Annotated in this window: 22 protein-coding genes, 1 tRNA gene, 1 pseudogene and 1 riboswitch; of the genes and pseudogenes, 9 read left to right on the top strand and 15 right to left on the bottom strand. The window is 64.1% G+C overall.

Annotated elements, in window-relative coordinates; all coding sequences use genetic code 11:
• Positions 1–7: 7 nt before the first annotated feature.
• From QN413_RS13055 to QN413_RS13045, 3 genes are read right to left on the bottom strand one after another with little or no spacing between them, the layout of a single operon-like run.
• On the bottom strand, positions 8–844 hold the full coding sequence (locus QN413_RS13055; protein ID WP_323497044.1) for a helical backbone metal receptor: 837 nt from the start codon (positions 842–844) through the stop codon (positions 8–10).
• Between the two features lie 47 nt (positions 845–891).
• A complete protein-coding gene (locus QN413_RS13050; RefSeq protein WP_323497043.1) occupies positions 892–1,542 on the bottom strand; it encodes a bifunctional adenosylcobinamide kinase/adenosylcobinamide-phosphate guanylyltransferase in 651 nt (216 codons plus the stop codon).
• A 40-nt stretch (positions 1,543–1,582) separates the two neighbouring features.
• A complete protein-coding gene (locus QN413_RS13045) occupies positions 1,583–3,424 on the bottom strand; it encodes a TonB-dependent receptor domain-containing protein (protein ID WP_323497022.1) in 1,842 nt (613 codons plus the stop codon).
• A 93-nt stretch (positions 3,425–3,517) separates the two neighbouring features.
• Positions 3,518–3,773: riboswitch (cobalamin riboswitch) on the bottom strand.
• 41 nt (positions 3,774–3,814) lie between these two features.
• Here QN413_RS13045 and QN413_RS13040 point away from each other — a divergent pair.
• Both QN413_RS13040 and QN413_RS13035 read left to right on the top strand, forming a co-directional pair.
• Entirely contained in the window at positions 3,815–4,042 is a 228-nt protein-coding gene (locus QN413_RS13040; protein WP_323497021.1) for a DUF904 domain-containing protein, read from the top strand.
• Entirely contained in the window at positions 4,039–4,428 is a 390-nt protein-coding gene (locus QN413_RS13035; protein WP_323497020.1) for a cell division protein ZapA, read from the top strand. Before QN413_RS13040 ends, QN413_RS13035 begins: the two co-directional genes overlap by 4 nt.
• A gap of 241 nt (positions 4,429–4,669) precedes the next feature.
• On the opposite strand, the gene QN413_RS13030 is transcribed toward QN413_RS13035, so the two are convergent.
• From QN413_RS13030 to QN413_RS13010, 5 genes and pseudogenes are all read right to left on the bottom strand, one after another.
• Positions 4,670–4,891, bottom strand: coding sequence for a hypothetical protein (locus tag QN413_RS13030; RefSeq protein ID WP_323497046.1), 222 nt, complete (start codon positions 4,889–4,891; stop codon positions 4,670–4,672).
• Positions 4,892–4,936: 45 nt separating this feature from the next.
• The gene (locus QN413_RS13025; protein ID WP_416352177.1) at positions 4,937–5,710 is read right to left on the bottom strand and encodes an enoyl-CoA hydratase/isomerase family protein; all 774 of its coding nucleotides are present in this window, start codon (positions 5,708–5,710) and stop codon (positions 4,937–4,939) included.
• Positions 5,711–5,718: 8 nt separating this feature from the next.
• Positions 5,719–5,817: pseudogene (locus tag QN413_RS13020) on the bottom strand (tripartite tricarboxylate transporter substrate binding protein); the annotation flags it as partial.
• A 24-nt stretch (positions 5,818–5,841) separates the two neighbouring features.
• On the bottom strand, positions 5,842–6,672 hold the full coding sequence (gene lgt / locus QN413_RS13015; RefSeq protein ID WP_323497018.1) for a prolipoprotein diacylglyceryl transferase: 831 nt from the start codon (positions 6,670–6,672) through the stop codon (positions 5,842–5,844).
• A 66-nt stretch (positions 6,673–6,738) separates the two neighbouring features.
• Positions 6,739–7,677, bottom strand: a complete 939-nt coding sequence (locus QN413_RS13010; RefSeq protein WP_323497017.1) for a LysR family transcriptional regulator — start codon at positions 7,675–7,677, stop codon at positions 6,739–6,741.
• Between the two features lie 97 nt (positions 7,678–7,774).
• Between QN413_RS13010 and ilvD the strand changes: the two genes are divergently transcribed.
• Positions 7,775–9,469, top strand: a complete 1,695-nt coding sequence (gene ilvD, locus QN413_RS13005; RefSeq protein WP_323497016.1) for a dihydroxy-acid dehydratase — start codon at positions 7,775–7,777, stop codon at positions 9,467–9,469.
• 33 nt (positions 9,470–9,502) lie between these two features.
• Here the strand turns inward: ilvD and QN413_RS13000 are convergent, their stop codons facing one another.
• Positions 9,503–9,760 carry a TIGR04438 family Trp-rich protein gene (locus QN413_RS13000; protein WP_323497015.1) on the bottom strand — a complete coding sequence of 86 codons (258 nt, stop codon included), beginning with the start codon at positions 9,758–9,760 and terminating at the stop codon, positions 9,503–9,505.
• Between the two features lie 102 nt (positions 9,761–9,862).
• Between QN413_RS13000 and QN413_RS12995 the strand changes: the two genes are divergently transcribed.
• Positions 9,863–10,177, top strand: coding sequence for a c-type cytochrome (locus QN413_RS12995; RefSeq protein WP_323497014.1), 315 nt, complete (start codon positions 9,863–9,865; stop codon positions 10,175–10,177).
• A 25-nt stretch (positions 10,178–10,202) separates the two neighbouring features.
• Here the strand turns inward: QN413_RS12995 and QN413_RS12990 are convergent, their stop codons facing one another.
• Positions 10,203–10,673 (bottom strand): LapA family protein, encoded by a 471-nt coding sequence (locus QN413_RS12990; protein WP_323497013.1) that lies wholly within the window; start codon positions 10,671–10,673, stop codon positions 10,203–10,205.
• Positions 10,674–10,697: 24 nt separating this feature from the next.
• Complete coding sequence (gene acs, locus QN413_RS12985; protein ID WP_323497012.1) at positions 10,698–12,692, bottom strand: acetate--CoA ligase; 1,995 nt, start codon at positions 12,690–12,692, stop codon at positions 10,698–10,700.
• Between the two features lie 207 nt (positions 12,693–12,899).
• On the opposite strand from acs, the gene QN413_RS12980 reads away from it, so the two are divergent.
• Positions 12,900–13,466 carry a YqhA family protein gene (locus QN413_RS12980; RefSeq protein ID WP_323497011.1) on the top strand — a complete coding sequence of 189 codons (567 nt, stop codon included), beginning with the start codon at positions 12,900–12,902 and terminating at the stop codon, positions 13,464–13,466.
• A 49-nt stretch (positions 13,467–13,515) separates the two neighbouring features.
• Here QN413_RS12980 and fumC read toward each other — a convergent pair whose 3' ends face one another.
• The gene (fumC, locus tag QN413_RS12975) at positions 13,516–14,901 is read right to left on the bottom strand and encodes a class II fumarate hydratase (RefSeq protein WP_323497010.1); all 1,386 of its coding nucleotides are present in this window, start codon (positions 14,899–14,901) and stop codon (positions 13,516–13,518) included.
• 205 nt (positions 14,902–15,106) lie between these two features.
• Between fumC and QN413_RS12970 the strand changes: the two genes are divergently transcribed.
• The 4 genes from QN413_RS12970 to QN413_RS12955 all read left to right on the top strand — a co-directional run bounded on the left by QN413_RS12970 (position 15,107) and on the right by QN413_RS12955 (position 19,687).
• Entirely contained in the window at positions 15,107–16,363 is a 1,257-nt protein-coding gene (locus QN413_RS12970) for a branched-chain amino acid ABC transporter substrate-binding protein (protein ID WP_187052268.1), read from the top strand.
• A 65-nt stretch (positions 16,364–16,428) separates the two neighbouring features.
• Positions 16,429–17,982 carry a fumarate hydratase gene (locus tag QN413_RS12965; protein WP_323497009.1) on the top strand — a complete coding sequence of 518 codons (1,554 nt, stop codon included), beginning with the start codon at positions 16,429–16,431 and terminating at the stop codon, positions 17,980–17,982.
• Positions 17,979–18,848 (top strand): glutamate racemase, encoded by an 870-nt coding sequence (gene murI, locus QN413_RS12960; RefSeq protein ID WP_323497008.1) that lies wholly within the window; start codon positions 17,979–17,981, stop codon positions 18,846–18,848. Before QN413_RS12965 ends, murI begins: the two co-directional genes overlap by 4 nt.
• 5 nt (positions 18,849–18,853) lie before the next feature.
• The gene (locus QN413_RS12955; protein ID WP_323497007.1) at positions 18,854–19,687 is read left to right on the top strand and encodes a hypothetical protein; all 834 of its coding nucleotides are present in this window, start codon (positions 18,854–18,856) and stop codon (positions 19,685–19,687) included.
• An 18-nt stretch (positions 19,688–19,705) separates the two neighbouring features.
• Here QN413_RS12955 and QN413_RS12950 read toward each other — a convergent pair whose 3' ends face one another.
• The 3 genes from QN413_RS12950 to QN413_RS12940 all read right to left on the bottom strand — a co-directional run bounded on the left by QN413_RS12950 (position 19,706) and on the right by QN413_RS12940 (position 21,118).
• Positions 19,706–20,347 carry a DUF6806 family protein gene (locus tag QN413_RS12950; protein WP_323497006.1) on the bottom strand — a complete coding sequence of 214 codons (642 nt, stop codon included), beginning with the start codon at positions 20,345–20,347 and terminating at the stop codon, positions 19,706–19,708.
• Between the two features lie 22 nt (positions 20,348–20,369).
• Positions 20,370–20,462, bottom strand: a tRNA-Leu gene (locus tag QN413_RS12945).
• 71 nt (positions 20,463–20,533) lie between these two features.
• The gene (locus QN413_RS12940) at positions 20,534–21,118 is read right to left on the bottom strand and encodes a hemerythrin domain-containing protein (RefSeq protein ID WP_323497005.1); all 585 of its coding nucleotides are present in this window, start codon (positions 21,116–21,118) and stop codon (positions 20,534–20,536) included.
• Between the last annotated feature and the right edge of the window lie 25 nt (positions 21,119–21,143).

Below are 21,143 nucleotides of genomic sequence, written 5' to 3'. Positions count from 1 at the left end.
TGTTGCGTCATTTCGACTGGTTCGCGATGCACTGCGCCATCAAACGGGCTGCCTCGCCCATGCGCGGGCCGGGCCGCACCAGCACGTCGGACTGCGCCGCAGTGAAGCGGCAAATGTGCCTGTCGCGCACGGCACGAATCAGTGACCAGCCGGGCCGTTGTTCAAGCCCTTGCGCACTGCGCTCGCCCACCATGATGAGGTCCGGATTGGCGCGAACGACGTACTCCGGGTTGAGCTTGGGAAAGGGCCCGAGCGCCGCCGGGACGATGTTCTGCACGCCCAGCCGCGTCAGCGTCTCGCCGATGAAAGAGCTTTCACCGGCTGCATACGGCGTGCTGTCGATCTCGAAGTAAACGCGCGTCCGCCTGGCTTCGGGCGGTAGCGACTGCGCCGCAGCCGACACGCTGGAATCGATGGCACGCCACACGCGCTGCGCATCGTCGGCGCCGAGCATCTGGCCGAGCGCATCGAGCACACGTTGCACGCCGGTATGGTTCTTCGGCTCCAGCACCAGCACCTTGAGCCCGAGTTGCTCCAGCCGCTGCGTGACGCGCGACGACTTGGCGAGCAGCACCACGTCGGGCTTGAGCGCGACGATGGCTTCGACGTTCGGGTCGAGGCCGCCGCCCACTTGCGGCAACGCGCGCACCAGCTCGGGTGAATTCGAATAGCGGTCAACACCGACGAGCCGGCTGCAGGCGCCAAGTGCGCAGACCGATTCGGTGAGCGATGGCAGCAGCGCGACGATGCGTTGCGGCGGCTGCGGAAAGTCGACGGCGACGCCGCGTTCGTCGGTGACGATCACGGCACGCGCCGGCAGCGCTGCCACAAACATCAGCGCCATCGGCACGCAGATGGTCCAGAGCGCCGTGATGATCTTGTTCATGTCCGTCAAACCGGCCGCGCCGGTGCCTTCAACGTCAGCGGCAAGCCGGCCACCATCAGCGTGACGCGATCGCATGCTGCGGCCACTTCCTGGTTGAGCCGGCCCAACGCATCGACGAAAGCACGCGTTTCACCGCCCAATGGGATGACGCCGAGGCCGATCTCATTGCCGACCAGCACGATCGGGCCGCGCGCGCCGCGCAAGGCAGCGACGAGCATTGCAATACGCTGGGTCGCGTCGATAGGTAAGGCCATGTCCGTCGCCGGACCGTCCGACACATACGACATGTGGGGAGTGCGGGGCGTGTAGGGCATCAGCAGGTGGGTAAGCCACAGCGTAAGGCAGTCGACGACCACCATCGTATCGGCAGCGGAATGCGCAACGATGGCCTCGGCCAGTGCGGAAGACTCCTCGACAGTTGACATCGCTGGCAAGCGAAGAGCGCGGTCCTGCCGGTGTCGCAGGATGCGCGCGCGCATCTCGTCGTCGTGCGCCTGCGCCGTCGCCACCATCACTGCACGGTGATCGGATGACGCAGCAAGCCAGTCGACCGCCCGCTGCTCGGCGAGTCGTGACTTGCCGCTCCTCTGGCCGCCGAGAATGAACTCGCGCGGCCGGTCAGCCGCGCGCTCATCGGGGTACAAGGAATGCGGCATCGTCAGCGGAAAGCCATTGCGCAGACCGTCGTCATGGCGTTCAGTGTGGCTGCCACTTGACCCCGACATAGACAGCACGGCCCGGAGTTGCGTAGCCATCGACCAGCTGGTAGTTTGTGTCACCCAAGTTGTCGACGCGCGCCAAAAGCGTGACGTCGCGAACAATCTCGGTGCTCGCACTGAGATTGAACAGCGTGTAACCACCGAGCGTCTTCTTGTTGGCCGCATCCGCATAGCGAAAGCCCGAGGCCTGAATTTCGGCACCCAAGGTCCATCCGGCAACACGCCAGTCAGCACCCAGCGTGGCATGCCGACGCGAGCGCAAGGCCAGCAGCTTGTCTGTCTCGGCGTCCTTCGGGTCCTGGAAGTCGAGCGAACCGCGCAACGTCACGTCGCCGATGTGATGGCTGCCCGCAAGGGTAACGCCCCGCAGCACGGCGCGGGCGGTGTTCGCGTAGCAACCGAAGCCGGAGCTGCACGCGGTCGAGTCATTGTCGAAAGTGATGAGATTTCGCACGCGATTGCGGTAGGCCACGATGCTGCCTGCTGTCGCGGCATCGGCGTATCGCAATCCGATCTCGGCGTTGAGCGAGGTCTCGGGCTGCAGGGCCGCGTTGCCGTATTCGCTGAAGCGCTGGTACAGGGTGGGTGCGCGGAATGCCGTGCCAGCCGAAGCGGTCGCACGCCAGTTCTGCGCAAACGAATAGCCGTAGGCCGCGCTGCCGGTGGTCTTGCCACCGAACTCGCTGTCGTTGTCATGACGCACGTTCAGTTGCAGCGAATGGGCGCCCTGATTGAAACCGTAGCCGAGCGCCAGCGCGTCTTGCGAGCGCTTCCTGAAGATGGTGGTGCTGAAGCTGTCCAGTGCCGGGTTGAAGAGCTTGTCCTCACGACGCTCTAAAGCCGCGGTGAACAGGCTGGCGCCGAGGCGGTACTCGTTCCGGAACAGGTAATTGCGCAGCTGCGTTTGCGTGATGTAAGCCGACGGCGTCGTTTCGTATCGCGAGTTTGAGTCGGTCACCGAAAGCTTGGTGCTGTAGGCCTCTGTCCACTGCGCCGACCAACTCAGGCCGGCGGTTCGCAAATGGTAGAGATTGCGGTCGTTCACCGGCTGCTTCGGGTTGTAGCCATAGTTGTCGTAGCCCGAATTGGTTTCGCTCTCGAGCACCGTGGCGTCGATCCGGTGCTGCGCGTTGATCTGGTAGCCGAGTCGCACGTTAGCCGAGCTCGCATGGTAGTAGTCCTTGTCCGGATCATGGTTGGCGACCGATGGCGTGCGTACGTCAAACCCAGCGTTTTCCTGATACGCCGCGCCGATCGAATAGTCAAAAGCGCCAACCGAACCACTGACACCGGCCTGCGATGTACGCAAGCCCTTGCTGCCGAAACCGAAGCCGACGTACGGAGTGGCAACCCCTTCGCCGCGCCGCGTGAAGAGCTGGATCACGCCGCCAATGGCGTCCGAGCCGTAGACCGCGGCGGCCGGGCCTCGCAGCACTTCAATGCGGTCGATCTGCGCCAGCGGAATGCTTTCCCATGTAGCACCGCCGGTCGACTGCGAATCGACACGCACGCCATCGACATACACAGCCGTGAAACGCGTGTCGGCGCCGCGAAGGAACACGCTGGTTGTGTTGCCGACACCACCGTTGCGCGTGATTTCGACGCCGGGCAAACGTGCCAACACGTCGGCAACGCCGACGGCGCCGCTGCGCTCGATCGTTTCACGGTCGACGATCGACACATCAGCGACCAATTCAGACCGGGGCTGGGGCACGCGGGTCGCGGTGACCACCGTTTCGCTGAGCGATGACGGGCTTTGTGCGAGCGCAAGGAGTGGCACTTGCAGCAAGGCGGCAAGCAGGGGAACACTGGTTTTCATTTGAGAGGACCGGATAGCAGTGCCCGTCACCGGCTTCCCCGCCGGTGGTTGGGCGTAATGGCCGGCTGCGCGCGCCACCCAACGGTGACGCGCGCGGCTTGCCGCTTCGTTGGCCGGTATCCGGGCTGACAGAGTGCTCGACCCGCCTTCCCAGGCGCCTGTTTCAGGGCGCCCAGTGGCTGCTGGGGAAAGTGATGTCGGCGCATGAACGCCGGCATCGTCTGTTTGACCGTTGCGGGGGCAGCGCAGGTGGCTTCGGTCTTCGTTGTGGTGAAGACCGCGACTCCTGCTTCCCGTTGAACTGCGCCGCGTGAACCACGGCGCCAGCACCAACGGGCCGGATTCTAAATTGAAAGAACTTGCAATCGCGGGAACCTACAATCCAGACCCATGTCCGCCGCCAGTCCCATTGACCAGATCGCCGACCGAGTCGAGCGACTCCTGGTTCGCCACGAAGAGGTGCAACGCACCAATGCGCTGTTGCAGGAACAGGTCGATGCGCTGACGCGGGAGCGCGACGCGCTCAAATCGCGGCTCGCTGCCGCTCGAACGCGCATCGACGCGCTGCTCGAAAGGCTGCCGGCCGACCCACCCTCTCCTGAAGATTCCGCAGCATGAAGCAGATAGAAGTACAGATCATGGGCCAGAGCTATTTGCTCGGCTGCCCCGCAGACGGCGAGTCGCAATTGCGCAGCGCGGTCGACCACGTCGACGCTGCCATGTGCAAGATTCGCGATGCCGGCAAGGTGAAGGCGCGCGACCGCATCGCCGTGCTGGCCTCGCTGAATATCGCGTTCGATTTGATTCAGGCGCAGGCCGCATTCGCATCTGCTGCCGAGGTCGCGCCCGCGCCCGTCGCCGCAGCCGGGAGCCCGGTCGCACCGCTCGTGAGGATGGCCACGCCCTCAGATACAGCGAATCACGCCGAGCTGGACGACCCACGCCTGCCGCAGCTTTTGCAGCGCCTCGACAATGCCCTCGCGGGCGATGGACATTTGCTCTGATGGCCTACACAGCGAGCGTGGGGCTGGCGTAGACTCGTGCTTGTCTGCGGTGTTGTCGAACTTAATATTTCCTTGTTCCAATGCTCTCCGGAGCCGGGCTTGGTACATCGCTAGGTAGGCGTGATCATCTCGCGTTAGATGAACCCGAAGCCCTGCTGCCCTCGCCCACCTGAACCCTGGTTCAGGATGCGGGTTCGGCTCCATTCGCAGACACCTATTCGAAACAACGGCCCCGAGATCCTTAGGATCCCGGGGCCGTTTTTTTGGGTGCGGGTTTGCTCTTGATGTCAGCGCGAGAACAACGCTTTGTCCTGCTCTCGCAGCCGCGCCTTCTGAACCTTGCCCATGGCGTTTCGCGGCAGTTCGGCGACGACGCCTCGACCGATTTTTTGACCTGCACTGCGGTACGCGCACCGGGCTCCAGATCGAGCGCATCGAGCGCATCGAGCAGATTGGCGATCATGACGCTGGCGCGTTCGAGATCCCGCCACGACTAGAACAAGCCACGTCAAAAAACGGGAGCGCGTTTGGCGAGGAAGGCAGCAATGCCTTCGTGGTGCTCGGGAGAATCGGCATAGTCGTACGCGCCCCGCAGCAGGCCCTGAACCTCGCTCGATACCGACTCGTTCAAGGCAGCGAAAGTGCGCTTGTTGAATCGCGCGGCCTGTGGTGCCAGCGCCGCGATTCGCAGCGCATGGTCGCGCGCGGCGACTGGCACCTCGGCGTCGGGCAGTACATGCAGCAAAAAGCCCGCGTCGTACAAGCGAGCGGCGCTGTGCACGCCGGCCGCCAGCAGCATGTCGCGCGCGAGCACGTCACCCATCGCACCGTACACCAACGCGGCTTCGCGCGGCGCCATCGGGAAGCCCAGCTTGGCGATCGGTGCGCCGAACTTCGCGGAGACGCCGGCGATGCGGATGTCGCAGCAGCTCGCGATCTCCAGGCCGGCGCCCATACAAGCGCCTTCGATCTGCGCGACCAATGGCACGCGGCAGTCGAGCATCGCCTGCAGCGCGGCCCACACCTCGTCCTCGTGGAAAGCGCGGAGCCGCTCGGTGTCGAATCGAAACGACGGGTACTCCGAGATGTCGCCACCCGCGCAAAAGGCGCTGCCGGCACCGCGCACGACGATGCACCGCAAGCCTTCGTCGTTGCCGGCAACGGCGAACACGTCACGCAGTTCGCGCCACATGGCACGCGTCATCGCATTCAGCCTGGATGCGTTCGCGAGCGTGACCCATGCGACGTGACCCTCGCGCTGCAGAGAGACCGAGGCGCTCACCGCGACCGTCATTCGAGCTTGGCCCCCGAGGCTTTCACGACGCCAGCCCAGCGCTTGATTTCGCTGTTGACGAAAGCGCCGTATTGCGGCCCGACCAGGTTCGGAATCTCCGCCATGTCCACGTCCCCCTCCTATAACGTCGTGACCCGTGCCGGCACCGGGCGCCGCGCGGCCCACAACCAGAGGCCGATGCCGAACAGCACCATCGGCACGCAGAGCCATTGGCCCTGGCTCAGGTTGAGCGCCCGCAGGCCGAGAAAGTCGTCCGGTTCGCGAAAGAACTCGGCGATGAAACGGAAGATGCCGTAGCCGATCAGGAACATCGCCGCCACCTGGCCTTGCTTGCGTTCCTTGCGCGCATAGAGCCACAGCAGCACGAACAGCAGAATGCCTTCGAGCAGGAACTGATACACCTGCGACGGATGCCGCGGCAGCATCGAGCCGCTCTGCGGAAACACCATGCCCCACGGCAGATCGGGACTGCTGAAGCGGCCCCACAGCTCGCCGTTGATGAAGTTGCCGACGCGCCCCGCCGCCAGCCCCAACGGCACGCACGGCGCGATGAAGTCCATCACCTGCCAGAACGGCCGCGCCCGCGAATGGGAATACCAGATCATGGAAGCGATGACGCCGAGCATGCCGCCGTGAAAGCTCATGCCGCCCTGCCAAACGAAGAAGATTTCAAGCGGATGCGTCAGGTAGTAGCCGGGTTTGTAGAAGAGGCAATAGCCCAGCCGGCCGCCGACGATGACACCCATCACGCCGAGGAACAGCATGTCCTCGATGTCTTTGCGCGCCCATGCCGCTGCGCTATCGAGCGACCGGTACGGCTCGTGGCGCAGGCGCCGCGTCGCCAGAAAAAAGAAAAGCGCGAATGCGGCCAGATAGGTCAGGCCATACCAGTGGATGGCGATCGGTCCGAGCTGGAGGGCAACGGGGTTGATCTGCGGATACATGAGCATGCGGACATTGTGCCGCGCCCTGCCGCCATGTTCGAGTCGGCGTCGGGCGTATCGCTGCGGTCGAACTCAGCCGCCGCCCCGCTGCCGCACGAACGCCACGAAGCATGCCAGCGCCGCGTTGGCATTTTGCGCAGGCCACACCAGACTCGTCTCGCAGCCCGGCAACACAGGTGACGACTTGCGCCGCGTGGCGGATGCCAGCTCCTCTGCTTTCCTATAAACCACGCCGGCACGACGGAATTGCGTCACGCTCTGAGGCACCCACGCCACGCCGATGGCGCCCCACACAAGGTTGACGATGGTCTGCATCTGGATCGCCTCTTGCGCGATGGCAGGTGCCAGGCCGGCCGTGTGATACAGACCGACGATGGCATCGTGCAGGGAAGGCAGGATGCGCCGCGGAAAGATCACGAGCGGTTGCGCCAGCACATCGCTCAGCGACGGTCGATTTACGCGGGCCAGCGGATGCCGTGCCGGCAACGCGAGCACCAGCGGCTCTTCGGACACCGGCAGGCGCTCCAGCCCCGGCGGCGCGAAGCCTGGCGAATGCAGCATGAGGCCGGCGTCGATGTCGCCGCGCGCAAAGGCTTCGAGCTGCGCGTCGCCGGTTGCTTCTACGAGTTCGAGCGCGACCTCGGGGCACAGCGCCCTGAATTCACGCACCCAGGCCGGCAGTGTCTCGAAGCCGATGGTCGAAACGAACGCGAGCCGCACACGGCCCACTTCACCTGCGGCAGCAGCCCGAGCACGGGCGGGAAGCGCCTGTGCTCGGGCCAGCAGTTCGCGTACGTCCGGCAACAACGTTTCGCCGGCCGGAGTCAGCGCAACGCGGCGTCGCGTTCGGTCGAACAGCATCACGCCGAGCGTCTTCTCGAGCTGCGCGATCGCCTGCGTCACCGGCGGCTGCGTCATGTGCAGTCGCACTGCCGCGCGCCCAAAGTGCAGTTCTTCTGCGACAGCGACGAACTGCCGCCAGGCACGCAGATCCACTATGGCTTCTTTCATACGCGCAGCATATCAATGCCTCCCAAAATAGGATTGGAAGCAATCAATCGTTCGGCCGATACTGGGCGTCCCACAAGATCACCCAACGAGAGACACCATGGCCAACGAACCCCTCCAGATCAACCGCCGCAGCGCCAACATCGTCGAAGGCAAAGCGCGCGCGCCCAACCGTTCGATGTTCTATGCCATGGGCTACGAGGAGGCCGACTTCAAGAAGCCGATGGTCGGCGTGGCCAACGGCCACAGCACCATCACACCGTGCAACTCGGGCCTGCAGAAACTGGCCGATGCGGCCATCGAAGGGATCGAGGAAGCCGGCGGCAATGCGCAGGTGTTTGGCACACCGACCATCAGCGACGGCATGGCGATGGGCACCGAAGGCATGAAGTACTCGCTGGTCAGCCGTGAAGTCATCAGCGACTGCATCGAGACCTGCGTTGGTGGTCAGTGGATGGACGGCGTGCTGGTGGTCGGCGGCTGCGACAAGAACATGCCGGGCGGCATGATGGGCATGCTGCGCGCCAACGTGCCGGCGATCTACGTCTACGGCGGCACCATCCTGCCGGGCCGCTACAAGGGGCAAGACCTGAACATCGTCAGCGTGTTCGAAGCGGTCGGCCAGAACGCCGCCGGCAACATGAGCGACGAAGACCTGCGCGAGATCGAGATGCGCGCCATTCCCGGTCCCGGCTCGTGCGGCGGCATGTACACCGCGAACACGATGTCGAGCGCGTTCGAGGCACTCGGCATGTCGCTGCCCTACTCGTCGACCATGGCCAATCCGCACGACGAAAAGCAGAACTCGGCCAAGGAGTCGGCCAAGGTGCTGATCGAGGCGATCAAGAAGGACCTGAAGCCGCGCGACATCGTGACCAAGAAGGCGATCGAGAACGCGGTGGCGGTGATCATGGCGACCGGTGGCTCGACCAACGCGGTGCTGCACTTCCTGGCGATCGCACACACGGCCGGCGTTGAATGGTCGATCGACGACTTCGAGCGCATGCGCAAGAAAGTGCCGGTGCTGTGTGACCTCAAGCCCTCCGGCAAGTACCTCGCGGTCGACCTGCACCAGGCCGGCGGCATTCCGCAAGTGATGAAGGTGTTGCTGAAGGCCGGCCTGTTGCACGGTGACTGCATCACCATCACCGGCGAGACGATTGCCGAAGTGCTAAAAGACGTGCCTGACGTCCCGCGCGCCGACCAGGACGTGATCCGCCCGATCGACAAGCCGATGTACGCCCAGGGTCACCTCGCCATCCTCAAGGGCAACCTGTCTCCAGAGGGCGCGGTTGCCAAGATCACCGGCCTGAAGAACCCCGTCATCACCGGCCCGGCGCGCGTGTTCGACGACGAACAATCGGCCTTGACCGCCATCCTTGCCGGCAAGATTGTCGCTGGCGACGTGATGGTGCTGCGCTACCTTGGCCCCAAGGGCGGACCGGGCATGCCGGAGATGTTGGCCCCTACCGGCGCGCTGATCGGTGCCGGCCTGGGTGAAACTGTCGGCCTGATCACCGACGGCCGCTTTTCCGGCGGCACCTGGGGCATGGTCGTGGGCCACGTCGCTCCGGAAGCCTATGCCGGCGGCACCATCGCGTTCGTCGAAGAAGGCGACTCGATCACCATCGACGCGCACAAGCTGGTGCTCGAATTGAACGTGCCCGAAGCCGAGATCGACAAGCGCCGCAAAGCGTGGAAGGCGCCGGCGCCACGCTACACGCGCGGCGTGCAGGCCAAGTTCGCGTTCAATGCGTCGAGCGCGAGTTCGGGTGCGGTGCTGGACAAGTACTGATCGACGCCAGGCGGTCGGTCGATCGCCCTGCGCTTACTTGCGCCGCTTCTGCGAAGACCGGCTGTTCAACATGCCCAGCGCGCTGCGCTGGCGGTCGATGCGGTTTTGCTTGCGCAGGTTTTCTTTCTCGATAACCCGGCGCTTGGTGTAGCCCGACGCATCGGCGTAAGCCCACCATGCCACCGCGAGCGCGAAGGGAATCAGCACGATCCACCAGCTCCATTGAGCGATGAAGCCGACCTCGAGGTACTTCAACACCGCGCCCAGCACACCTATCAGCAGAAACAACATGGCGCATCTTTCAGGGGGAATCGATGAGGCATTGGGCGCCGGAACACGGGCTACCTACAATGCCTGTTACCAGAATGTAACCTGCCCTTCGAAGCACGATCCATGAAAAAAGTACTGTTCTCCGTCGTTTTCGGCCTCTTGGTGACGGGCACCGCCATAGCCGATCCGGCTGATTTGGTGTTGGCGACATCGAAGAACTGCATGAGCTGCCACGCGGTCGAGCGCAAGGTGCTGGGACCGTCGTTCAAGGACGTGGCCGCCAAATACAAGGACGACAAGGGCGCGGTCGACATGCTGGCGACCAAGATCAAGAAGGGCGGCTCCGGTGTTTGGGGGCCGGTGCCAATGCCGGCCAACACGCAAGTCAGCGACGCCGACGCCCGGAAGCTGGCTGCCTGGGTGCTTTCGACCAAGTAACCGACAGCGCTGACGGTGCGCCGAGTCAGGCGCCCGGCGGTGGCGTGATGATGGTCGCCGAGCGGCGGTCGAGCCGGTCTTCCAGTTGCCCGATGTGTGCAGCCATCGTGTTGTCCGACTGATCTACCCGGGCCAGCACAGCGCGCTCCATATCGGCGGCACGTGTAGCCTGTTTCTGCTCCTGCGCCTCGATGAAGGCCCGCAACTCGGTAAAGCGCGAGGCCTCGGCCTTGTCGGCCAATTCACGCTGCGCCTGCAGCTCTTTGGTGTGGCGACGCGTGTCGAGCATCAACGTGCTCTGCAGATAGAACACGTAGATCAGGAACATCAGCCCGAGCAAGGCGGTCAGCCCCAGCATGATGAGCCCGAGCGGCGCCGTCACCTGCATCACGCCGATCGACATGATCGTCGGCGCAGACAGCCCGCCCCAGTTGAGCGCAGCCAATGCCGCGATCAACACCACTACCAACACCAACGCTCCGGTTCTGACACCCATGATTCACTCCCGATAAACGACCCGTCAGTATGCTTGACCGAGTTGTTCGAGGATCGCGGGATTTTCCAGCGTCGAGGTGTCCTGCGTGATGGCTTCGCCCTTGGCGATACTGCGCAACAGGCGCCGCATGATCTTGCCGCTGCGCGTCTTGGGCAGGTTGTCGGCAAAACGAATGTCCTTGGGCTTGGCGATGGGACCGATTTCTTTCGCCACCCACGCGCGCAGTTCGTTGGCGATCTGCTTGGCCTCGTCGCCGGTGGGTCGACCGCGCTTGAGGACGACGAAGGCGCACACCGCCTCGCCCGTCACATCGTCCGGACGGCCGACCACGGCAGCCTCGGCCACGATGTCGGTCTTGGAGACCAGCGCCGATTCGATTTCCATCGTGCCGAGCCGGTGACCCGACACGTTGAGTACGTCGTCGATGCGTCCGGTGATGCGAAAGTAGCCGCGATCGGTGCTGCGCACGGCGCCGTCGCCCGCCAGATAAATCGTGCCGCCCATCTCTTCCGGAAAGTAGCTCTTCTTGAAGCGCTCCGGGTCGTTCCAGATGGTGCGGATCATCGAAGGCCACGGCCGCTTGATGACCAGCATGCCGCCGGCGCCGTTGGGCAAATCCTTGCCGGTTTCATCGACGATGGCGGCCATGATTCCCGGCAGCGGCAAGGTGCACGAACCCGGCACCAGCGGCGTCGCGCCAGGCAACGGCGTGATCACGTGGCCGCCCGTTTCGGTCTGCCAGAAAGTGTCGACGATCGGACATTTCTCATGGCCGATATTCCGGTGGTACCACATCCAGGCTTCAGGGTTGATGGGCTCGCCGACCGAACCGAGGATGCGCAGGCTCGACAAATCCCAGTTCTTCGGATGCACCTTTTCATCGGATTCGGCCGCTTTGATCAGCGAGCGGATGGCCGTTGGCGCAGTGTAGAAAATCGAGACCTTGTGCTTCTCGATCATTTGCCAGAAGCGGCCTGCGTGCGGGAACGTCGGCACGCCTTCGAACACCACTTGCGTGGCGCCGGCCGCCAGCGGACCGTAGGCGACGTAGGTGTGGCCGGTGATCCATCCGATGTCGGCGGTGCACCAGAAGACGTCTTCGGGACGAATGTCGAAGGTCCAGTCCATCGTGAGCTTGGCCCACAACAAATAGCCTCCAGTCGCGTGTTGCACACCCTTGGGCTTGCCGGTCGAGCCCGACGTGTAAAGGATGAAGAGCGGGTGCTCGGCGTTTACCGGCGTGGCTGGGCAATCGGTGCTCTGCCCCTGCAGCAGCCCGTCGAAAGTCTTGTCTCGACCTTCCACCATGTTGCAGGCGGTTTTGGTGCGCTCGTACACCAGCACGTTCTTGATCGACTCGCAGCCGCCAAGCGCGATGCCGTCGTCCACGATCGCCTTCAGCGGCAGTTCCTTGCCGCCGCGCATCTGGTAGTTGGAAGTGATCACCGCCACGGCACCGGCGTCGATGATGCGTTCCTGCAGCGCCTTGGCCGAAAAGCCGCCGAACACGACGCTGTGCGTTGCACCGATGCGGGCGCAGGCCTGCATCGCGATGACACCCTCGACCGTCATCGGCATGTAGACGATGACGCGGTCGCCCTTCTGAATACCTGCTGCCTTCAGCCCGTTGGCAAACTGGCTCACGCGCGCCAGCAGTTCCTTGTAGGTGACGTGGGTGACCGTGCCGTCGTCGGCTTCGAAGATGATCGCCGTCTTGTTCTCGACAGGCGTGCCCATGTGCTTGTCGAGGCAGTTGGCGCTGGCGTTGAGTTCGCCGTCGCCGAACCATTGATAAAACGGCGCGTTCGACTCGTCGAGCGTGCGCGTGAAGGGCGTCGTCCAGGTCAGGTTCTCTTTGGCGAGGCGCGTCCAGAAGCCCTCGGGATCGGTCTGGGCTTCCTTGCACAGCGCGTCGTACGCCGCCATGCTGGCGATGCGCGCGCCGTTTTGCGCGCGTTCGTCCGGGGGAAAAACACGGTTCTCGACAAGAACCGATTCGATCGTGGATGCGCTGCTCATGGTTGTCTCCTGAACCTGCTTGTAATGACGGGAACGCCTGTGGGCGGTAATGTCGACGGGCGCACTTACGGGCTACTGACGGGTCCATATTAGCCAAAGGCGACGGCGTAGCAACCCATTTCCGCCCCCTAAACTTGCCTTTTCCGCCCTCCACGCCCGATGTCCATTCCCGACCCGTAATTTCCCACGCAAGGCAACGTTCAGCCGTTGCGCCCCCTGCCCAAGTTGATCTTCGCGAGCCGCTGGCTGCAGTTGCCGCTGTACCTCGGGCTGATCGTCGCGCAGGGCGTGTACGTGGTGCACTTCCTGGTCGAACTGCTGCATCTGGTCGAGGCGGCGTTCGGCAGCCAAACCGCGCTGCAGGCACTGATCAGCAGCATTGGCTACAAGACGGCGGCGCCGATCGTCACGCTCAATGTGACGGCCATCATGCTGGTGGTGCTGGCGCTGATCGACGTGGTCATGATCAGCAACCCGCTCATCATGGTGATCGTGGGCGGCTACGAAACTTTCGTGAGCCGGATGGACCTCGAAGGCCACCGCGACCAGCCCGAGTGGCTGAGCCACGTGAACGCCTCTGTGCTCAAGGTGAAGCTGGCCACCGCCATCATCGGCATCAGCTCGATTCATCTGCTCAAGACCTTCATCAACGCCGACAACTACACCGACCGGGTGCTGATCGCGCAGACGGTGATCCACATCACCTTCCTGATGTCTGCGATGGCGATTGCGTACACCGACAAGCTGATGGCGCGCGCGCCGGGCGAGCACTGACTCAACGCAAATTCCGGGCGCTCCGCCGGGCGCCCTGGCATTACAGCTCTCAGCGGCCGGTCATGTTTTCAGGAATGACCCAGGCATCGAATTGCTCACCAGTAAGGTGCCCTGAAGCCACAGCCGCCTCGCGCAGGCTGCTGCCTTCCTTGTGCGCCTTCTTGGCGATGTAGGCCGCCTTGTCGTAGCCGATGTGCGTGTTCAGCGCCGTCACCAGCATCAGCGAGCGCTGGACTAACTCGGCGATGCGCTCGCGGTTCGGCTCGATGCCGACGGCGCAATGGTCGTTGAAGCTCACCATGCCATCGGCCAGCAATCGCACGCTCTGCAGGAAGTTGTGCGCCACCATCGGGCGGAACACGTTGAGCTCGAAGTTGCCCGACGCACCGCCGATGTTGATGGCGACGTCGTTGCCCATCACCTGCGCGGCCAGCATGGTGACCGCCTCACTCTGCGTCGGGTTGACCTTGCCCGGCATGATCGAAGAGCCAGGTTCGTTCTCGGGGATGCTCAGTTCGCCGATGCCGCTGCGCGGGCCGCTGGCCAGCCAGCGCACGTCGTTGGCGATCTTGTTCATGCTGGCGGCCAATGTCTTGAGCGCGCCGTGCGCATGCACCAGCGCATCGACCGAAGCCATCGACTCGAACTTGTTCGGCGCGGTGATGAAGGGCAACCCCGTGAGGCGCGCCAATTCGGCCGCCACCTGCTCGGCATAGCCCTTGGGCGCATTGAGCCCGGTGCCGACCGCCGTGCCGCCGAGGGCCAGCTCGCACAGGTGCGGCAGCGCGGCGCGCACATGCGCTTCACCGTGTTTCAGCTGCGCCGCGTAGCCCGAAAATTCCTGGCCCAGCGTGAGCGGCGTCGCGTCCTGCAGGTGTGTGCGCCCGATCTTCACGATGTCCATGAAGTCGAGCGACTTCTGCTCCAGCGTGCCACGCAGCTTGGCGATGGCAGGCAGCAGCTTGTGGGTGAGCGCCTCGACGGCAGCCACATGCATGGCAGTCGGGAACACGTCGTTGCTCGACTGGCTGCGGTTGACGTCGTCGTTCGGATGCACCAGCCGCCCTTCGCCACGCTCTCCGCCGAGCAACTCGCTCGCGCGGTTCGCCAGCACCTCGTTGACGTTCATGTTGGTCTGCGTACCGGAGCCGGTCTGCCACACCACAAGCGGGAACTCGTCCGGGTGCTTCCCGGCGATGACTTCATCGGCCGCGGCGACGATGGCCTGAGTCTTCTTTTCGTCCTGCAGGCCGAGCGCGTGGTTGACCACCGCCGACGCCCGCTTCACCTGCGCCAGCGCCGTGATGATTTCACGCGGCTGGCGCTCGCCCGAGATGTCGAAGTTCTGCAGCGAGCGCTGCGTTTGGGCGCCCCAGAGCTTGTCCGACGCAACGTCGATGGGGCCGAAAGTGTCGCGCTCGGTGCGTGTGGTCATGAGGAGAAGCTGTGGTCGCAGTGATGAAACGGAGTGTCAGTATGGGCCGAACAAGAAGGGTTCTCACTGGCAGGGATTTCAAAAGCGCCCGCGCTCAGAGGCATCTAAGGGATAGTCCCTGCGCAGAAATGTCGCGTGGGAGACGTCGGCGCTGCGACGCGCGCCCTACTGTCCTTCTCCATAACAAAACCCATTGGAGACACGCATGCAGCGCTTAGGTTTCATCCGCCCGGTCCGGTCGTTGCTGTGCGTTGCAGCGCTCGCCGCATGCGGCGTAGCGTCGGCCGCAGAGACGGTCAAAATCGCCTTCATCGAGGTGCTTTCCGGCGCCTTCGCATTCACAGGCCAGAGCTCGCTCAACCAACTGCGCGAAGTCGTCGCGCAACTCAACGCGAATGCCACGCCGACCGACCCGAAACTTGAAATCGTCCCGTTCGACGGCAAGGGTTCACCGCAAGAAAGCACGGTGGCGCTGAAGGCTGCTTCCGACCAGGGCATCCGCTACGCGACCCAGGGCGGTGGCTCGGGCGTAGCGTTTGCGCTGGTCGACGCCATCAACAAGCAGGCCGATCGCGACCCGAACAACGCGATGGTCTACCTCAACTATTCGGCGATGGACCCGGGGTTGACCAACGACAAGTGCAGCTTCTGGCATTTCCGTTTCTATCCCTCAAGCGAGATGCAGATCGAAGGCCTGACGACCTATCTGCAGAAGAAGCCGGACGTGAAAAAGGTGTTCCTGTTCAACCAGAACTACACGCACGGCCAGCAGGTCGCCAAGGCCTCGCGCGCCTACCTCGCCAGAAAGCGGCCCGACATCCAGATCGTCGGCGAGGACTACGTGCCGATCGCCACGGTGCGCGACTTCGCACCCTACGTCGCCAAGATCGCCGCGTCGGGCGCCGACACGGTCATCACCTCCAACTGGGGCACCGACCTCGGCCTGCTCTTCAAGGCCGCCAAGGACTACAACCTCAACATCAATTTCTACACCTTCAACGCCAACAATCCGGGCATCCCGGCGCAGATGGGTTCGTGGGGCGTCGAGAAGGTCAACGTGATGTGGAACTGGGGCAGCAACGCACCGACGCCCGCGCTCGAAAAGATCGCCATGGCATACAAGAAGAAATCGCCGGAAGACGACTTCATCTACGCGTCGCACTGGTACACCATGAACATGCTGCGCGCTGCCATGCGGCAGGCCAAATCGACCGACCCGAAGAAGGTCGCGTTCGCCCTGGAAGGCATGAAGTACGAGAGCCCGGTCGGCGAAGTCGAGATGCGCAAGGTCGATCACCAGATGCTCGCCCCGATCTACCTCGGCGTGTGGGCCAAGCAGGGCAGCCCCGGCGTGAAACACGACGCCGACAACACGGGCTACGGCTTCCGCTCCGAAGTGGTCTGGGATTCGTATGTGAGCGCACAGCCAACGTCCTGCCAGATGAAGCGGCCGCCGGCCTGACGCAAGGTACATCGCGGGGCGGTGGGGGATAATTTCGGCTCCCCACCGCACAAAAAGACCGCACGATGACCACCACCATCCAGCAGGCCGACCTGATCGAATCGGTCGCCGCCGCGCTGCAATACATCAGCTATTACCACCCGACCGACTACATCGCGCATCTGGCCAAAGCGTACGACCGCGAACAGAGCCCGGCCGCCAAGGACGCGATCGCACAGATCCTGACCAACAGCAAGATGAGCGCGACCGGCCACCGGCCGATCTGCCAGGACACCGGCATCGTCAACGTGTTCCTGAAAGTCGGCATGGACGTGCGCTGGGGTGGCTTCACCGGCTCGCTGGACGACGCCATCAACGAGGGCGTGCGCCAGGGCTACAACCATCCCGACAACACGTTGCGCGCGTCGGTCGTGGCCGACCCGGAGTTCGACCGCAAGAACACCAAGGACAACACGCCGGCGGTGATATTCACCGAGATCGTGCCCGGCAACACGCTTGAAGTGACGGTCGCGGCCAAGGGCGGCGGCAGCGAGAACAAGAGCAAGCTGGTGATGCTGAACCCCGGCGACAGCGTGGTCGACTGGGTGCTCAAGACGGTTCCGACGATGGGCGCGGGCTGGTGCCCGCCCGGCATGCTCGGCATCGGCATCGGCGGCACGGCAGAGAAAGCCGCGCTGATGGCCAAGGAAAGCCTGATGGACGACCTGGACATGCACGAGCTGCAGGCCAAGAAGGCATCGGGCGCCGAGTTGACCAAGGTCGAGGCACTGCGCATCGAGCTGTACGAAAAGGTCAACGCGCTCGGCATCGGGGCGCAGGGCCTGGGCGGCCTGTCGACGGTGCTCGACATCAAGATCAAGATGTACCCGACGCATGCGGCCAGCAAGCCGGTCGCGATGATCCCCAACTGCGCGGCCACGCGGCACGCCCATTTCGTGATGGACGGCAGCGGCGCGGTGTATCTCACGCCGCCCTCGCTCGACCTGTGGCCCGATGTCGACTGGGCGCCCGACTACAAGAAGAGCAAACGCGTCGACCTCGACACGTTGACACCCGCCGAAGTGGCGAGCTGGAAGCCGGGCGATACGCTGCTGCTCAACGGCAAGATGCTCACGGGCCGCGATGCGGCGCACAAGCGCATCGCCGACATGCTTGCCAAGGGCGAGAAGCTTCCGGTCGACTTCACCAACCGCGTCATCTACTACGTCGGCCCGGTCGATCCGATGAAGGGTGAAGCCGTCGGCCCGGCCGGCCCGACCACCGCCACGCGGATGGACGGCTTCACCGAAATGATGCTCGCGCAAACCGGCCTGATCGCGATGATCGGCAAGGCCGAGCGCGGCCCGGTCGCGATCGAGGCGATCAAGAAGCACAAGAGCGCCTACCTGATGGCGGTCGGGGGTGCGGCCTATCTGGTGAGCAAGGCGATCAAGACGGCGAAGGTCGTCGGCTTCGCTGACCTCGGAATGGAGGCGATCTACGAGTTCGACGTGGTCGACATGCCGGTGACGGTGGCGGTCGATGCGGGCGGCACCAGCGTTCACATCACCGGCCCGGCCGAGTGGCAAAAGCGCATCGCGTCCGGCGCGCTCAAGACGATCGCGCTGGAAGCGATTTGAGCGATCGACCGGTTGGTGTGTTCGACAGCGGCATCGGTGGCTTCAGCGTGCTCAACGCGCTGCAGGCCGAGCTGCCCAACGAGCGCTTCGTCTACTTCGCCGACACCGCCCACGCGCCGTACGGCGAGCGCGGCGACGACTACGTGGCGACACGCACCCGCGCGGTAACGCGCCACCTGGTCGACGCGCACGACATCAAGGCGATGGTGGTCGCATGCAACACCGCCACGGCCGCCGCGATCCACTTGTTGCGGGTCGACCATGCTGCACTGCCCCTCGTGGGCGTCGAGCCTGCCTTGAAGCCGGCGGTGGCGATCAGCCGCACGCGCCGCATCGCCGTGCTCGCGACGCGCGGCACCCTCGCGAGTGCCAAGTTCAACGCCTTGCTTGCATCGCTCGCCGCGCAAGCCGACTTCAGTCTGGTGCCATGCGACGGGCTCGCGGCAGCCATCGAAGCGAACGACGCGGCCGGCATCGCGTCGCTGTGCGCCAGGTACGCCGCGGCTGCGGGCACGTTCGGCATCGCGGCCGGCGAGGTCGATACGCTGGTCCTCGGCTGCACGCACTATCCGCTCGTCGCGGAGCAGCTTCGAGCAAGCACCGGCGCCGAGGTGCACTACATCGACACGGGTGCACCCGTGGCGCAGCAGACACGGCGGTTGCTCGCTGCGTCACAGCAGCTTGCCGTGAGCGCGACCCGACAAGAAGATACGGCCGACGCAACCGATACGACACGCGATACCCGCACGACCTTGCTCTTGGCCAGCGGTCACCCGTCGCAACTCGACGCGGCAGCGAGCCGGTGGTTGCTTCGATCGGCGGCGCCGGCCGCCGTGTTTTCAGCCGCGGCTATGGCAGCGGCCTGATCGAGGTGATCGACGTGCTGCGCCCGCCCTGCACGAAATACGTGACCTACACGACGCATTGGATCCACATGATCAGCCGCCTGCGACTGCCGCTCGTGGCCGCCGTCCTGGCCGGCTACGGCATCGCAGGCCACGCATCCTGCGACAGCGGCCTCGCAGAGCGGATGCACGAGAAACTGCATCCCAAGCGACAGCTCGACCACGAGCGGGCCGTCTGCCAGCCGTGGCGCGGCGTACCGGGGCGTTTCATCGTCGTGCTCCCACTGGTCCGGGCAGGCTCTGAAGCGGACATGGCCGATTTCGACCTCGACGTCATGGTCGTGCAGCAAGCCGACAACGGCAATACCGAGCGGGCCAAGGTCGTCAGCCGGATGTTCGAAGAATCGGCGCTCGCCGAAGACGCGGTGCGCATCGCCGACATCAAGGTCGACACCGCGCGCTACACGCTCGCGCCGGAAACGCGCGCGTTCGGGTTGCGCATCGTCCGTCAGGGCAGCTCACGCACCAATCCGTTCTCCAACGAAACGCTGACCCTCTACGTGCCGCACGGCCTCAAGCTGCTGAAGGTGCTGGACAAGCTCGAGACGACGCTAGAGCGCGGCGAATGGGACACCAACTGCAACGGCAACTTCGAGACGGTGCAGGGCAGCCTGTCGATCGCGCGGACGATCAGCAATGGTTATGCCGATCTCGTGCTGCATCAAACGCGGTCGGGAACGCGGTCGGTCGCGCAGGGAGACGAATGCACGACGCAGGAACGGCCGACGAAGTTCGGCTCGAAAACGCTGCGCTTCGATGGCACGGCGTACCGCGCATCGGAAATCAGCGCGGGATACTGACGCGCTGGGGAGGACGACTCAGTGAAGGTGGCGCGGCCGGCGGCCACCGCCGTGTCCGCCACCACCCGAACCACCGCTGCCACCCGCGCCACGCGGGCGCTTGCCGATTTCCAGCGAATTGACGAGTGCGTCGAAACGCTCGCCGAAGAGCTTGTCTATTTCTGCGACCACGCCGCTCAATTCGGCACCGTCGAAGTGGCGTTCCATCAGGTTCACCACGTCTTCGACCAGCAGGTCGCGCTGCACCTGCATGATCGCGGCCGGATTGGGGCCCACGAACAGCATGATGAAGTCGTCGCGCGATTCGTCTTCAGGGTCGCCGTCTTCTTCTTCGTCGAACTCGGTGTCGTAGAAGGTGATTTCGATGGCAGCGCCGCGGTCGGAGAGTTCGTTGAGCGCCATGGCCATCTCGTCGAGCGCCTGGCGGAAATCTTCATCGCCGGCGACGGTCCAGCACAGCTGGAGCACATGCTCCTTTTGCTCGAACCGGATGCCGGGCTCTTCTTCATAAACGCTGGTGGCGCCGTCGGCGAGCGACTTGGCACCCGCGTATTGCCAGAGCGGCGTCAGCGCCTCCTGGATCTGCGCAAAGGTCACATCGGCGCGCAACGGTACATCGCCGTGCACATGAATTTCGAACGGAGCGTTGTAGCGAGGCATGAAGTGCTCCCTTGTGTCTGGTTGGTGCCCGGAGCCGGAATCGAACCGGCATGCTCCTTATTCAGGAAGCGGCGGATTTTAAGTCCGATGTGTCTACCAGTTTCACCATCCGGGCAACGGGCTGCCACCGACGATACCCGAAACAAAAACCGCCCCGGATTCAGGCACGGCCGCTACGCCCTCCGCTCACACCTCCGCTCCAAGGCCGATCGGCGCCGGCACCATGTTGACGATGCGAGTGAAGAGCGCCTGGTACGGTGCGTCGGGCGTGCAACCGGTGAGCGGATCGCGATTGGCGCTGAAGGCCGCGTCGAGCTCGCGCCAGTCTTCCGGCGTGAGCACCCTTTCGGCCAACGGCAGGATCTCGCGCTCTTCGAGAGCCATGTGTTCCAGATAGAAATCGGTATACCGCTCCAGCGCGGACTCGAAGTCCATCCGGCGCGACTCGCCCATCATCTCGAAGCCGAGCAATGCATGTTCCACGTTGCGGATCTTTCTTTCGCCACGCGCGTGGTCGTCGTCGAGCCGGTCCAGCAATTCGCGCGACATCGGCGTCCTGGCGCGTAATCTGGGAAACAGCAACTCCGTCTCCTTGCGGTGATGGCGCTGCTCTGGAAACTCGTCGACGTAGAACAGCATCGCGCGCAGCACCGCAAAGTCGGGCAGCGTGCCCTTGCGGCGGTGCTGCGCCAGCAGCATGACCGCGGAGCGCAACATGGCAGCAAGTGCTGCGTGTTCCTGGCGAATGATTCGGGCGGCGAGATGTGGCATGCGCTTCTTTCGTTGCAAGCCGAAA

It is taken from the genome of Variovorax sp. LG9.2 (assembly GCF_035018885.1).
Taxonomy (GTDB): Bacteria; Pseudomonadota; Gammaproteobacteria; order Burkholderiales; family Burkholderiaceae_C; genus Variovorax.
This window is presented reverse-complemented; position numbering and strand designations above follow the sequence as displayed.

Coding starts and splice junctions, on each gene's coding strand:
- QN413_RS13035 (WP_323497020.1), top strand. CDS start 4,039: ATGAAGCAGATAGAAGTACAGATCATGGGCCAGAGCTATTTGCTCGGC.
- QN413_RS12995 (WP_323497014.1), top strand. CDS start 9,863: ATGAAAAAAGTACTGTTCTCCGTCGTTTTCGGCCTCTTGGTGACGGGC.
- acs (WP_323497012.1), bottom strand. CDS start 12,692: ATGAGCAGCGCATCCACGATCGAATCGGTTCTTGTCGAGAACCGTGTT.
- fumC (WP_323497010.1), bottom strand. CDS start 14,901: ATGACCACACGCACCGAGCGCGACACTTTCGGCCCCATCGACGTTGCG.
- QN413_RS12965 (WP_323497009.1), top strand. CDS start 16,429: ATGACCACCACCATCCAGCAGGCCGACCTGATCGAATCGGTCGCCGCC.
- ilvD (WP_323497016.1), top strand. CDS start 7,775: ATGGCCAACGAACCCCTCCAGATCAACCGCCGCAGCGCCAACATCGTC.
- QN413_RS13030 (WP_323497046.1), bottom strand. CDS start 4,891: ATGATCGCCAATCTGCTCGATGCGCTCGATGCGCTCGATCTGGAGCCC.
- QN413_RS12970 (WP_187052268.1), top strand. CDS start 15,107: ATGCAGCGCTTAGGTTTCATCCGCCCGGTCCGGTCGTTGCTGTGCGTT.
- QN413_RS12990 (WP_323497013.1), bottom strand. CDS start 10,673: ATGGGTGTCAGAACCGGAGCGTTGGTGTTGGTAGTGGTGTTGATCGCG.
- QN413_RS12950 (WP_323497006.1), bottom strand. CDS start 20,347: ATGCCTCGCTACAACGCTCCGTTCGAAATTCATGTGCACGGCGATGTA.
- lgt (WP_323497018.1), bottom strand. CDS start 6,672: ATGCTCATGTATCCGCAGATCAACCCCGTTGCCCTCCAGCTCGGACCG.
- QN413_RS13045 (WP_323497022.1), bottom strand. CDS start 3,424: ATGAAAACCAGTGTTCCCCTGCTTGCCGCCTTGCTGCAAGTGCCACTC.
- QN413_RS13040 (WP_323497021.1), top strand. CDS start 3,815: ATGTCCGCCGCCAGTCCCATTGACCAGATCGCCGACCGAGTCGAGCGA.
- QN413_RS13000 (WP_323497015.1), bottom strand. CDS start 9,760: ATGTTGTTTCTGCTGATAGGTGTGCTGGGCGCGGTGTTGAAGTACCTC.
- QN413_RS13055 (WP_323497044.1), bottom strand. CDS start 844: ATGGCGCTGATGTTTGTGGCAGCGCTGCCGGCGCGTGCCGTGATCGTC.
- QN413_RS13050 (WP_323497043.1), bottom strand. CDS start 1,542: ATGCCGCATTCCTTGTACCCCGATGAGCGCGCGGCTGACCGGCCGCGC.
- QN413_RS12940 (WP_323497005.1), bottom strand. CDS start 21,118: ATGCCACATCTCGCCGCCCGAATCATTCGCCAGGAACACGCAGCACTT.
- QN413_RS13010 (WP_323497017.1), bottom strand. CDS start 7,677: ATGAAAGAAGCCATAGTGGATCTGCGTGCCTGGCGGCAGTTCGTCGCT.